10 protein-coding genes are annotated in these 12,934 nt (G+C 41.0%); 1 reads left to right on the forward strand and 9 read right to left on the reverse strand.

Annotation, left to right across the window (positions count from 1 at the left end; genetic code table 11):
* Positions 1 to 3 precede the first annotated feature (3 nt).
* Positions 4 to 2,076, reverse strand: a complete 2,073-nt coding sequence (locus MHI41_RS11140) for a sigma-54-dependent Fis family transcriptional regulator (RefSeq protein WP_008342230.1) — start codon at positions 2,074 to 2,076, stop codon at positions 4 to 6.
* A 149-nt stretch (positions 2,077 to 2,225) separates the two neighbouring features.
* On the opposite strand from MHI41_RS11140, the gene MHI41_RS11145 reads away from it, so the two are divergent.
* Positions 2,226 to 2,462, forward strand: a complete 237-nt coding sequence (locus MHI41_RS11145) for a DUF2627 domain-containing protein (protein WP_008342229.1) — start codon at positions 2,226 to 2,228, stop codon at positions 2,460 to 2,462.
* Positions 2,463 to 2,495: 33 nt separating this feature from the next.
* Here MHI41_RS11145 and MHI41_RS11150 read toward each other — a convergent pair whose 3' ends face one another.
* The 8 genes from MHI41_RS11150 to dxs form a co-directional block, all read right to left on the reverse strand.
* Positions 2,496 to 3,233, reverse strand: a complete 738-nt coding sequence (locus MHI41_RS11150) for a glycerophosphodiester phosphodiesterase (RefSeq protein ID WP_008342228.1) — start codon at positions 3,231 to 3,233, stop codon at positions 2,496 to 2,498.
* A gap of 226 nt (positions 3,234 to 3,459) precedes the next feature.
* Positions 3,460 to 4,560 carry a Rap family tetratricopeptide repeat protein gene (locus MHI41_RS11155; RefSeq protein WP_007501159.1) on the reverse strand — a complete coding sequence of 367 codons (1,101 nt, stop codon included), beginning with the start codon at positions 4,558 to 4,560 and terminating at the stop codon, positions 3,460 to 3,462.
* A 449-nt stretch (positions 4,561 to 5,009) separates the two neighbouring features.
* On the reverse strand, positions 5,010 to 5,813 hold the full coding sequence (spo0A, locus tag MHI41_RS11160) for a sporulation transcription factor Spo0A (protein WP_081114343.1): 804 nt from the start codon (positions 5,811 to 5,813) through the stop codon (positions 5,010 to 5,012).
* A 283-nt stretch (positions 5,814 to 6,096) separates the two neighbouring features.
* Positions 6,097 to 7,374, reverse strand: a complete 1,278-nt coding sequence (spoIVB, locus tag MHI41_RS11165) for a SpoIVB peptidase (protein ID WP_025207604.1) — start codon at positions 7,372 to 7,374, stop codon at positions 6,097 to 6,099.
* Between the two features lie 198 nt (positions 7,375 to 7,572).
* On the reverse strand, positions 7,573 to 9,306 hold the full coding sequence (gene recN / locus MHI41_RS11170; RefSeq protein ID WP_041506971.1) for a DNA repair protein RecN: 1,734 nt from the start codon (positions 9,304 to 9,306) through the stop codon (positions 7,573 to 7,575).
* A 34-nt stretch (positions 9,307 to 9,340) separates the two neighbouring features.
* Positions 9,341 to 9,790, reverse strand: a complete 450-nt coding sequence (gene argR, locus MHI41_RS11175; RefSeq protein ID WP_007501163.1) for a transcriptional regulator ArgR — start codon at positions 9,788 to 9,790, stop codon at positions 9,341 to 9,343.
* 366 nt (positions 9,791 to 10,156) lie between these two features.
* Complete coding sequence (locus tag MHI41_RS11180) at positions 10,157 to 11,011, reverse strand: TlyA family RNA methyltransferase (RefSeq protein ID WP_007501164.1); 855 nt, start codon at positions 11,009 to 11,011, stop codon at positions 10,157 to 10,159.
* Positions 11,008 to 12,909, reverse strand: a complete 1,902-nt coding sequence (gene dxs, locus MHI41_RS11185) for a 1-deoxy-D-xylulose-5-phosphate synthase (protein WP_056705228.1) — start codon at positions 12,907 to 12,909, stop codon at positions 11,008 to 11,010. The genes MHI41_RS11180 and dxs overlap by 4 nt, the downstream gene beginning before the upstream one ends.
* Between the last annotated feature and the right edge of the window lie 25 nt (positions 12,910 to 12,934).

The following is a 12,934-nucleotide window of genomic DNA, read 5'->3' on the forward strand; positions in this document are numbered from 1 at the left end:
ATGTTACTGCATGCTATCTTTTGCAAGCTGATACTTATCCATTTTATAGTAAAGATTTCGAATGCTGATCCCTAACGTTTTTGCTGTTTTTGTACGATTGAATTGATGTTTTTCAAGGGTTTGTTTGATCAGCTGCGCTTCAAATGCTTCTACAGCATCCGAGAGCGTCTCCCCCTCAAATTGACTAACAGCCAGTTCCTGCTGCTCTTTTTCATCATGCTCTTCTGACTCCATGAAGGCGATATGTGCTTCATCGATCCATTCTTCTTGCGGATTCAAAAAGATCATAGCTCGTCCAAGCACATTTTCAAGCTCTCTCACGTTGCCTGGCCAGCTATATGATCGAAGTCTATTAAGCGCACGATCTGTTAAGCCACTGACGTTTCGCCCATAGTCTAAATTGATCTTCTGAATGAGGCGTTTACTTAATGATTCAATATCTTCGAGACGCTGTCTGAGTGGTGGAATCGATATCGGGTATCTGTTCATTCGATAATATAAATCCTCTCTGAACTTACCTTCTGCCATCGCCTTTTCAATATTGACATTTGTCGCTGTGATCACACGCACATCGACCGGTATCGCTTTCGTTCCGCCTACCCGAACAATTTCTTTTTCTTGCATGACACGCAGCAATTTCGCTTGTGTACTTGGCGTCATTTCACCGATTTCATCTAAAAAGATGCTGCCTTGATTGGCTTCTTCAAACAGCCCTTTTTTCCCGCCGCGCCTTGCACCAGAAAACGCTCCTTCCTCGTAGCCAAACAGTTCTGACTCTAAAAGAGTTTCTGATAAGGCAGCACAGTTGACACGGACAAAGCGGTTGTACTTGCGATCACTTTCATTGTGAATGGCATGCGCAAACAGCTCTTTCCCAGTACCTGATTCTCCGCGGAGTAAAATGGTTGCCGGCGTTTTTGCGCCCAGCTTTGCCTGCTCAAGTGCGACAAGCATTTGTTCACTTTCTCCAATAATGTCTTCAAATGTGTACTTTGCTTCAAGTGTTCGGATGAGCTGTCTTGCTTTATTTAATTCATTCGTCAATGATTGGATTTCGGATACATCGTGAATGACCCCGACACTGCCTTTTAGAATGCCGTCAACAATAACAGGTGCTACATTGACGATGACATCTTTTTTGTTTGGACCAACCTTCATTCTGACGCCTCGAACAGGTCTTCTTGTTTCAAGCACCTTTAAGTGCATGCTTTCCCCTTCGGAAATATCAGCTCCTGCTGGTTTACCCACGACCTCTTTATCCGTTAAACCGGTCATTTTCGTATAAGCACGGTTGATCAAGATACCTTTCCCCTGCTCATCGACAACCGATATGGCTTCATCTGATGATTGAATAATCGCCTCAAGCATCGTTCTTACTTCTTTGAGGTTCGTTACTTCCTCCGCAAGCTCCACCGCATCTGTTATGTCTTTAAAGATGGATAAAGCACCTAACATTCTCCCCGCGTCATCAATAATCGGCAGACGGGTGGTCACAATTTGAATTTGCTGATTCAAAAATTGTTTTTGGTTAAATTCCGGCTCCCTTGACCTTAATATATCGGGAAGTTTCGTGTTCGGAATCACTTCTCGAATGTGACGGCCAATCGCATCCTTTTGCGAGCACCCCACCATTTTGGCAGCCGATCGATTAAACAGGACCACTTCTTCATCCATATTAATAAAAATCATGCCATCATTCGTTGCATTAAAAATGCGGTCATGTTTATAGGTTTGTTCCTTCAATATTTGAATAAGCTGTTGTTTCTCTGCCATTAATTCTGAAATGACGTATGCCATTGAGCTTGGCACAATCACAGCATGCTCTGGTTTTTGTTCAATTAGTTCCTTCAGTACAGCAGAACTGCCTGTGGTTTCAATGATGATATCAATGTCATCTTTTATGTATTCTTTCCAATCCGTCGTCGTCTCAATTCCATTCTTTTTCGCTTCATCCATCCCCGGTGCCTCGAGATCAAGGTCGGCGATCGCAATGATTTGAACCGTATTTGTTTTCAGCAATGTTTCAAGCAGTGCTGATCCACCTTGTCCTGCACCGACAATCAAGACTCTCTGCATCCCGTTACCCCTTTATATGAAAAATTTTGCACACCATATATTTCCGTTGCAAAAAATTGCACAACACCTATATTACCACGTTTTCCTTTCTTGACAAAATATTTTTTGAATTAGACAATGGAAGTAAATGACGTTTAAGGGGACATTCGATGGGAAGACTACTCGCATTAGTGATTATTTTAATACCTGGAGCCTTTGCAGCACTTGGCATTAAGCTGCTGCGTGACACTGTTTTCGGCATCATCATTGCACCATTTCCATATTTATGGCTGCAAGGAATTGCAGGGTTGTTATTTTTAGGGGGAGGTCTTTATGTTGTTGCAGGATTTATTTTATATAGAGACCGTAAACGAAATAAAGTAACAACTCGTTTTAAGCAAAGATAAGCATGAAAAAGACCCGCTGTTGATAGCAGGTCTTTATTTCATTTCTTCTCTTATTTTGACGGCACGATCAGGAAAATCTGTAAAGATTCCATCAACACCCAAGGTCAACATATTTTTTATTTGCTTCTCACTGTTTACAGTAAACGGTCTGATCACTTGTTGGTCCGCATGGAGAGCGGATACAACTTCTTTTGTCACCCCAGCGCCCTTTATATTCGGATGGTACCCCTTTGCCGGTATTGTTTTTAAATACATCTCCGGCTGATGAATCACATCCATCGTGAGGACCGCCAGTTCAATGTGCGGCATCAGCTTGTGAAAAAGAGCTAAACTGCCGTGATGAAATGATGAGACAAGCACACGATCCTCTATTTGAAAGTGCTCAATTTGCTCTTTTACTTTCTCTTCAATCCCTGGATATCGATAAATAGAGTTTTTTAATTCAATGTTGATCATAAAGGATGGTCGCTGCGTCACTAGCTCTAATACTTCTTCTAAAAGAGGAATGGAGACCGCACCCGTTTCTTCATAGAAAGAATGACTGGCATCCCCTCTTTTTAACTCTTCATATGTATAGTCTTTCACTAACCCTTTCATATTGGTCGTTCGATTCAGCTTTTCATCGTGAATGACAGCCAGTCTGCCGTCTTTGGTGAGCTGAACATCAAGCTCAATTCCATCCGCTCCAGAATGGAGTGCGTGCTCAAAGGCAATCATGGTGTTCTCTGGATAGTTTCCTTTAAAGCCTCTATGTGCAAAAATTTTCGTCATATGCCACCTCTAAATATGATGATTACCTATATTATGACGTGTCTGTTTTCGTTTTTCCAGTTTGAGCACATAAAAAAACCTCTTCTGATTAGAGAGAAGAGGTTGACAGGTAAATTCGATCACGTAATCGCTCTGATGGCTTGCTCTGTCGTCTCTGCGTCAAGAGCAAAAAGGGAAGAAACAACTGCGACTGCTGTAACGATTGTTACACCTAACAACAACTTTTTCATAAGATAACCTCCACTTTCTTTTGAAGTATTTGTGCATCGAATTTCTTTTCAAGAAAACGAATGGCATTTTGATAATCATTTCGTTCCTTGAAGTATTTCGATATTTGTTCAGACAAATCCTCAAGCTCCACATATAATCTATTTTTTTCTATGTAGTCTAATTTTTCAGAGAATACGTCTGCCGCTCCACTATTTTCGCACATCAGATCCAAAATTTCAAATTTTACTATATATTCATTATTTTGGATATCGCAGCTATATTGAATCCCCTCTTTAATATATTCTTTCGCCTCATGATCTCCTAAATGAACTAAGGCATTTGCGAGAACATATAAAGATTGGATGAAATAATGGCTATTGTCGCGATGAATTTGAATGCTCATCCCTTTTTTGGCGTATTGTGCGCTTTTTTCATAATCATGTTTTGCGTAATAAAGAACCGCTAAATTGTGATAGCACTTCCCAATCAGCACTTCATTGTTAATGCGCTTACTTTTCTCAAGTGCCTCTTGGTACTTTTCCTCAGCTTCATCAAACTGTAGTAAATCAATACAGTTGCTCGCATGTAAGATTAAGCTGTCAATCGCCTGCGCGGTATATTCCTCATGCGCTTTAAACGTATCAATGGCTTTTTTAATATGATTAATGGAAATGAAATTTTGCTTCAGTTCGTAATAAATGGAAGCGACTTTATGATGAAAAGTCCCTACTTCAAGATCTTCATTCACACGTTTTAGACGCTGCTCTGCAATCTTATAAAAACTAATCGCCTCATCATATTTTTTGACATAGGCGGCATATTGGCCTTTATAAAAGTAAAAATAAAAATTAATAATGTCATCTGCTTTTTCATCCAGCGTTCCGACACTTTTCATAATCTGATTGGCTTTTTCAATATTTCCAAGTAACATTTCATGTCTGCCGTCGACTAGCTGATAATAAAGAAGAACTTCTCGGTCCTCATCTGTATTTTTTAGCAAATTCTGAATTTTCTCTTTATAGACAGCAGATTTTTCTAGGTCATTCTGAGAAATGACCCTCGTCCACTTGCTAATTTCGTTCGCAACCTCAGCAGAGTGGATTTTCAGCTTTCCCATAACCTCACCCTCTTCTTTTCATTATTATAGCATAGTAAAAGAATGTGAAAATTATTAAATTCGACAATGGGAATATTCAGTTCAAATGGCACAATCTCTAAGAAGCCAGTGACTTTAAAACGCCAACCAATCGGGTCAATAGAAATAGAACTTTCGATCTCATTTGCTTTATTTACCAATTACATAAGACCTTTTCCTCTCATCCTTTTTCTTACGAATGAGCGTTTTCTTCTTCTATAAGCCAGTTGATTAGCGTAGCTGATTACCACTATTTTATGTCCTATTCATTTCTTTCATGCTTCATTTTTCATTTTATTCTGAAAATAAAGCGACCCGTTTGTCCAATTTAAACATTAAAGATGATTTTATCAACATATCCATTTTTTAGCAATATTTTACAAAAATAAAAAAACGCCTCATTGAAGAAACGTTTTTTTATGGACGTTGACTTAGCTTGCTCTATGCTCTAAACGCAGACGATCAGCCACCATCGCAATAAATTCTGAATTGGTTGGTTTGGCTTTTGACATGCTGACTGTGTAACCAAAGAGTGAGGAAATGGAGTCAATATTCCCTCTGCTCCAAGCCACTTCAATGGCATGACGAATCGCTCGTTCTACCCTGCTGGCTGTCGTGTTAAATTTCTTTGCAATGTCTGGGTACAATACTTTTGTAATACTGCCGAGTAGTTCAATATCATTGTACACCATCGAAATGGCTTCTCTTAAGTATAAATAGCCTTTAATATGAGCTGGCACGCCAATCTCATGAATAATTGTCGTAATGCTCGCATCTAAGTTCTTACGTTTCGGTTCAGTTTTGCTGCGAAGGACACTGTTTTGGATAGATGAAGATCGATGGCTGACTTGTGTGCCGTTTCCACTGACTTGACGAATATGACCTACGAGGTTTTCCATATCGAATGGTTTCAAAATGAAATAGGATGCGCCCAAATCGACCGCTTTTTTCGTTACGTCTTCTTGTCCGAAAGCCGTCAGCATAATGACACTTGGCTGTTTGGTCATTTCATTGTTTTCACGGAGGCGTTCCAGTACAGCAAGACCGTCTAAATGAGGCATGATAATATCTAAGAGGAGAACGTCGGGCTCTTTATCTTTAAATAATGTCAGACATTCCTGACCATTATACGCCACGCCAAGTACTTCCATATCTTCCTGTCCCTCAATATACTCTGTCAAAAGGCCAACAAGTTCTCGATTGTCATCAGCTACACACACTTTAATTTTCTCCACGTTCTTTCCTCCCCAATGTCGATTCCTTAGTCTTTTGCATTTCTCTTCTGAGTGTTCAATTCGACAAAACCATGCTATCCCCTTTAAAAAAGTTTAATTTTCCGAATAATAGAGCATTATCTAGCTTTTTCTACGTTTTTCTTAATGAATCGACGATTATTGCAATTTGACAATACACTGTTTTCCATTTTGTCGAAAAATCTCTTTTTCCTTATTTTATAACATGATGGAAGAGAAAGAAAGGGTAGAAAAAAACTGCCGGAAGATTCGCGGCAGTTTTTCGTCAGCTTGCTTTTTTGTTTTTTTGATAAAGATCAATTCCTGCTTCTGACAGCATCCATTCAATGTGTACGCCGTATCCGCTTGTCGGGTCATTGACGAACACGTGAGTGACCGCTCCAATGACTTTGCCATTTTGGATGATCGGACTTCCGCTCATTCCTTGAACGATCCCGCCCGTTTTGCTTAATAAGCGCTCATCCGTTACTTTAAGCACCATTCCTTTTGTTGCCGGGAATTTTTGCGGTGTTGTGCTGACGATTTTAATATCAAATTTCTCTACTTTATCATGGTCCACAACCGTTAATATTTCGGCTGGACCTTCTTTTACTTCATTTGATAATGCAACTGGAAGTGGTTTGTCTGCTACATGATTTTCAAGTTTTTCGGTTAATGTACCAAATATACCGAATGGACTGTTACGTGAAATATCACCTATCGTTTTTCTTTCGGAAGAAAACCTGGCCAATTTTTCTCCAGGGTTGCCTCCTGTCCCTTTTTCAATGGATGTGACGGTTGATCTGACAATTTCACCATTGTCGACCACGATTGGTTTTTTTGTATCCATGTCAGAAATCACATGCCCAAGGGCGCCATATTTTTTAGAAGATGGTTCAAAGAAGGTCATCGTCCCGATTCCTGCTGCGGAATCACGAATATAAAGACCGATTCGATAAGTACCTTCACTTGCATCTTTCGCGGGTGTTAATGTCGTTTGAAAGGTTTTATGGTCTCTTTTTATGAGTAAATGAAGGGTTTCCCCCGTTTTTCCGGCTTTCTGAATAAATGGGGTGAGGTCATTCATCTTCTCCATTTTGTGACCATTGATCTCAATGATCATATCCCCTGATTGAATGCCTGCGGCTTCACCTGGTGATTTTTTGCCGTCTGCTGTTGTGATTTGATGAAAACCGACAACGAGAACTCCGACAGAGTGGAGTTTGACGCCAATGGATTGTCCTCCAGGAATGACTTTTAATTCGGGAAGAACATCGACTTTTGTTTTCTTAATAGGAAATCCTTTAAAATCATAAACAATTTCGGCTTTTCCCGCCTTTTGTCCCGTTACTTCAAGTTGATTCTTTTTCTCTGAAAGACTAAAGGCTGGTGAAGAAGCATTGGCTGACGCTTCAATTGATGTATCAATCGAATGCTTCTCGTGTTCAAATACTGCGACAGTTGTTGGAATGCTGATATATTCCTTCACTATGCTCATAAACCCTGTACTTATTAAAGAAACAAGGAGAATCACACCAATGGCTTTTCTCATCTTTTCGGGCATTCATTTTTCACTCTCCTCGCTCCTTACCCACACCAGAACATTAATGTTTTGGCTACATCTTTACTTTTGCCTTCTTAGCGAGGATTTATAACCGGCACCTTTAGAAAATGATTGGATAAATTGATAAAAGAAAAAGACGATTTCATGCGTATATACGGCGAATATGAGACAATATAAAAAAGGTAGCTGTTGTTTCAGCTACCCTGTCGTTTTGACATCATTTGCTTGGTGCAGTAATTCTTTTGCATGCTGTTTTGTGAGCTCAGTGACTTCTACACCAGCAATCATTCGGCCGATTTCACTCACTTTTTCATCATCACTTAGTGGTTTGACGTTCGTCATTGTTCTACCAGCTTTAGCGCGTTTAGAAATAAAAAGATGTGTATCAGCCATTGCTGCGACTTGCGGCAGATGGGTAATACAGAGTACTTGTGAGCCTGCTGCAACTTTATAAATTTTTTCAGCAATGGCTTGTGCGACTCTGCCGCTAACGCCTGTATCCACTTCATCAAATATAATGGACGTCACTTCTTGTTTCGCTGAGAAAATACTTTTCACTGCCAGCATGACACGTGAAATTTCTCCTCCAGATGCTACTTTTGACAAAGATTTCATCGGTTCACCCGGATTTGTAGAAATGACAAATTGCGCTTGATCTATGCCATTTTTCCCGAGCTGTACGGGTTTTCCATCTAAAAGCGGGCAGTCCGTACTGCCAAATGGTGCATATCGAATCGTAAAAGCGGTATCAAAAGAAGACTTCTCCATATATAAATCCTTCAATTCAGCTTGAATGTGCTTCGCCAGTTTTTTCGCCCATTTTTTACGGAGCTCTGACACGTTGAGCGCTTCAAGCAATGCATCCCGGCTTATCGCGTCAAGTTTGTTTTTAAGTGTCTGCAAATGGCTATCTCGATTTTGGATTTGGTCTATCTCCTCTTCAATCTTAGCCGCATATTCTAAAATTTCCTCAACGGTTGTGCCGTACTTTCGCTTCAGCTGCTTCATCTCATTTAACCTAGACTCAATAAAATCAAGACGGGCTGGGTCAAATTCTAATTGATCAAGCATGCTGCGCATTTGAAAAGTAGAATCTTCTAATAAATAATAGGAGTTTGACACTTGCTCAGAGAGCTTTTTCAGATCGTCGTTGATCTCAGAAACTTGCTCAAGCTCGCTTGAAGCCATTCCAACCCAATCAAGTCCTCCCTGCTCATTACGCAGAGCATTATATGCGTTTTGAAGCGAGGAAAAGATTTTTTCAAAATTGCTGATTTGATGACGTTCCTCTTGAAGCTTCTCATCTTCTCCAGGCTCTAATTGTGCCGCTTCAATCTCTTCCAGCTGAAATTGCAATAAGTCTAACCGGTGAACCATTTCCTGTTCATTTTCAGACAGCTGTTTGAGCTTTTGCGCTGTCTTCATATATTGATCATACGCTTCTTGATACTGTGAGAGAGCAGGTGCAATTTCATCTGCTCCAAATTGATCAAGCAAATGCAAATGATTTTCATCTTCCATTAACAGCTGATTATCGTGCTGTCCATGTATATCAAGCAAAAGCCGGCCAACTTCTCTTAAAAGCGAGATGGTGACAAGCTTACCATTAATGCGGCAAATGCTTTTCCCACTTTGATTGATATCACGGCGAAGAATCATCATTTCATCAGATGCATCAATTCCTTGCTCCTCACAAAGGGCAAATACAGGATGATCTGCTGGTACAAGAAAAAGACCTTCCAGCTCTGCTTTTTTTTCGCCATAACGGACAAATTCGGATGATCCTCTTCCCCCTACGAGAAGTGAGACAGCGTCAATCATGATTGATTTTCCGGCACCTGTTTCCCCTGTTAGAACTGTGAGTCCTTTTTCAAACGAAACCGTTAACTCCTCAATGATTGCAAAGTTTTTAATGGTTAGTTCTGCTAACACTCATTTGACACCTCTTTTTGTAAACCTGATCTCTTTATAGAAGCTCTAAGATTTTGGACGAAACGGTATCCGTATCGTCTGGCGTGCGGCAAATGATTAAGATGGTATCATCCCCACAAATGGTTCCCATAATTTCTTCCCAATCTAAATTATCCATTAAAGCACCGATGGCTTGAGCGTTCCCAGGCATTGTTTTTAGAACGATTAAATGACTGGCAGCATCCATTTTAATAAATGCGTCCATTAAGGAACGCTTTAATTTTGATAGCGGGTTAAACCGCTGATCTGCAGGAAGGCTGTATTTATATGTTCCATTATTTGTTGGCACTTTGACTAAATGCAGTTCTTTGATATCTCTTGATACGGTCGCCTGTGTGATGTTATATCCATCCGCTTTCAAAATATCGACTAATTCGTCTTGTGTTTCGATTTCTTGGCTTGCGATAATTTCTCTAATCTTAATATGTCTTTGACCTTTGTTCATTTTGACCCCCCTAGGCGTTAGAATCTCAGTTTGTCTTTACGTTCTATGTTATATGATGCACACTTCAAAAAACAAGCATTACGTGAGAAACGGTCAATTCTGATCTTTTGACCATGTAAAAAGGAATAATAGCGAGCTATTATTCCTTTCAGCATGTAGACAAACCCTCGCATTCTTTGTCAGTCCTGCGCTCTGGTGCTCACGAATGCCAAATTCGCTCCGCGCCAGTACTCGTCCTTCCTAGACTGCAAAGGTTTTCTATCACGCTGAAAAGAAGACAAAGGGCTAAAATCAAGTTCATTTTAGCCCTTTGTCAACAATCTAAAAGGAATAATAGCGAGCTATTATTCCTTTTGTTTCAATAATTCATGTGTCAGCCGGCTCAGGACTGTTTTTCTTTTCTTTCAATACGGCATGGGCTTCTTTGACGACTTTTTCAAGTTCAGATACTGGAAGTGCCGTATTCTCTTCTTGATCGGGATGCAGGACCAAGTGGAGGAGAAATTCGATATTTCCATCTCCACCTGTAATCGGTGAAAACGAAACATCCTTTACATCATAGCCTTCTTTTGCAGCAAATTGATTCATTTCTTCTAGCACACCAAGATGTACAGAAGGTTCTCGCACAATGCCTTTTTTTCCAACAAGCTCTCTGCCCGCTTCAAACTGCGGCTTTACTAGCGCAATACAGTCGCCGCCTGGGATAAGAATATGCTTTAATGCGGGAAGAATGAGTTTGAGCGAGATAAATGATACATCAATAGATGCAACCTCTGGTAATCCTTCGGTGAAATCTGCCGGAACAGAATGGCGGAAGTTGGTGCGTTCCATGACGATCACCCGATCATCCTGTCGTAATTTCCACGCAAGCTGATTGTAGCCAACATCCACAGCATAGGATTTGACTGCTCCATTTTGGAGTGCGCAATCTGTAAATCCCCCTGTTGATGAGCCGATATCAATTAAAAGCTTTCCTTCAACGGTTAAATCAAATTCTTGAAGTGCCTTTTCGAGCTTTAGCCCACCTCGGCTGACATATTTCAGCGGATTCCCCTTCACAGTCAGCGGGGTATCACGAGCGATTTTTTCTCCTGGCTTATCCAAACGGTTTTCATTTGAGTAAACGATCCCTGCCATAATGGCGCGTTTTGCTTTCTCTCTCGTTTCCATTAGTCCTTGTTCGACTAATAAAACGTCAAGTCGTTCTTTCTTTGATGTCATGATCCAATTCCTTTTCTTGGTGCTGCGGGAAGCAGGTCACGTAACGTTTCAGCAGCCTGTGTTTTCGTCAGTCCAATTTCCTCAAGTAGCGCATCGACACTTCCATGCTCAATAAATTCATCTGGAATGCCCATACGTTCTACTTTTATATGAGACGCTTTTTTGTCGTGAATATATTCTAGTACGCTGCTGCCAAATCCACCCTGAAGCACCGCTTCTTCTATTGTTAAAATTGGCAAACCTTCAGACAGTATCTCATTTAACATGCCTTCATCAAGAGGCTTAATGAAACGTGCATTGACAACACGAATTGATTTTCCTTCTTTTTGCAGTTCTTCTGCTGCCTGCAGCGCCATTTTAATGGTTGTACCGAATGTTAAAATGACAGCATCTTTCCCGGGACGAAGAACTTCCCAAGAACCAATTGGGATGGTTTTCAGCTGTTCATCCATTTTGACGCCTAGTCCATTTCCACGCGGGAAGCGCATGGCAATTGGACCATCATCATATTGAATGGCTGTGTTGACCATGTGCTGTCCTTCATTTTCATCCTTTGGCATCATGAGAACCATATTCGGCATATGACGCATGAAAGCAATGTCAAACACACCTTGATGCGTTTCTCCATCTGCACCGACAAGACCTGCACGGTCAATTCCAATGAACACATTGAGATTTTGACGGCAAATATCATGCAGCACTTGGTCATAGGCTCTTTGGAGGAACGTTGAATAAATCGCTAAAAATGGCTTCATGTCCTGTGTAGCAAGTCCAGCTGCCATTGTTGCAGCGTGCTGCTCTGCAATTCCAACATCAAACATTCGCTCTGGGAATTCTTTTGCAAACCCTTCAAGCTTTGAGCCAACGGGCATTGCAGGTGTAATTGCGACAATTCGCCCATCTTCCCGTGCCAGCTTTCTGACGGTTTCACTGACGAGACCACTCCATGACGGTGCGGCTGCTGTCGGTTTCACAAAGTCACCTGTGTCGATTTTGTATGGTCCTGTTCCGTGCCATGTACCGATTTTATCAGATTCGGCCGGCTTATAGCCTTTTCCTTTTTTCGTGATGACATGAAGGAGAACCGGGCCTTTTGTTTTCTTTGCATACTCAAGATTCTCAAACAAATCTTCATAGGAATGTCCATCTACTGGTCCTAAGTAAGTAAAGCCCATTTCCTCAAAGAACATACCAGAGACAAGCAAATACTTCAGACTGTCCTTGATACGTTCTGCTGTTGCAGCAAGCTTCCCGCCTACTGCTGGGATACGCTTGAATAAGTATTCAAGCTCGTCCTTTACCCATTGGTATTTACCAGCTGTACGTAGTCTGCCAAGCATTGTATGGATCGCACCAACGTTTGGCGCAATACTCATTTCATTGTCGTTTAAGATCACAATCATGTCTTTTTTTTCATCCCCGATATGGTTCAGTGCTTCTAACGCCATACCGCCGGTTAGTGCACCATCGCCGATAATCGGGAGAATGTATTCATCTGTTCCTTTAATGTCACGCGCTGCCGCCATTCCCATTGCACCAGATAATGAGGTTGAACTGTGTCCAGTCTCCCAAACATCATGTTCACTTTCATTTCGTTTAGGGAAACCGCAGAGCCCTTTATATTGACGAAGTGTATCAAACTCGGCGCCTCTTCCAGTTAACAGCTTGTGAACGTAAGACTGATGTCCAACATCCCAAAGAAATTTGTCTTTCGGGCTGTCAAATACTTTGTGAAGTGCAACAGTAAGTTCAACGACACCAAGGTTTGGACCAATGTGCCCACCAGAGTTCGCTAACGACTCAATTAAAAACGTGCGAATGTCCGCACTAAGCTCCTCTAATTCTGCATTTGACATTCCTTTTAGAAACGTTGGATTTTTTATTGATAAAAGATCCAATCAGGATCAACTCGCTTTCAACAAA

The sequence above is a fragment of the Bacillus sp. FSL M7-0307 genome (genome assembly GCF_038627835.1).
Taxonomy (GTDB): domain Bacteria; phylum Bacillota; class Bacilli; order Bacillales; family Bacillaceae; genus Bacillus; species Bacillus altitudinis.

Excerpts from the sequence above, each read along its gene's own strand:
- MHI41_RS11140 (WP_008342230.1), bottom strand. The coding sequence starts at position 2,076 with ATGCAGAGAGTCTTGATTGTCGGTGCAGGACAAGGTGGATCAGCACTG.
- MHI41_RS11145 (WP_008342229.1), top strand. The coding sequence starts at position 2,226 with ATGGGAAGACTACTCGCATTAGTGATTATTTTAATACCTGGAGCCTTT.
- MHI41_RS11150 (WP_008342228.1), bottom strand. The coding sequence starts at position 3,233 with ATGACGAAAATTTTTGCACATAGAGGCTTTAAAGGAAACTATCCAGAG.
- MHI41_RS11155 (WP_007501159.1), bottom strand. The coding sequence starts at position 4,560 with ATGGGAAAGCTGAAAATCCACTCTGCTGAGGTTGCGAACGAAATTAGC.
- spoIVB (WP_025207604.1), bottom strand. The coding sequence starts at position 7,374 with ATGCCCGAAAAGATGAGAAAAGCCATTGGTGTGATTCTCCTTGTTTCT.
- argR (WP_007501163.1), bottom strand. The coding sequence starts at position 9,790 with ATGAACAAAGGTCAAAGACATATTAAGATTAGAGAAATTATCGCAAGC.
- MHI41_RS11180 (WP_007501164.1), bottom strand. The coding sequence starts at position 11,011 with ATGACATCAAAGAAAGAACGACTTGACGTTTTATTAGTCGAACAAGGA.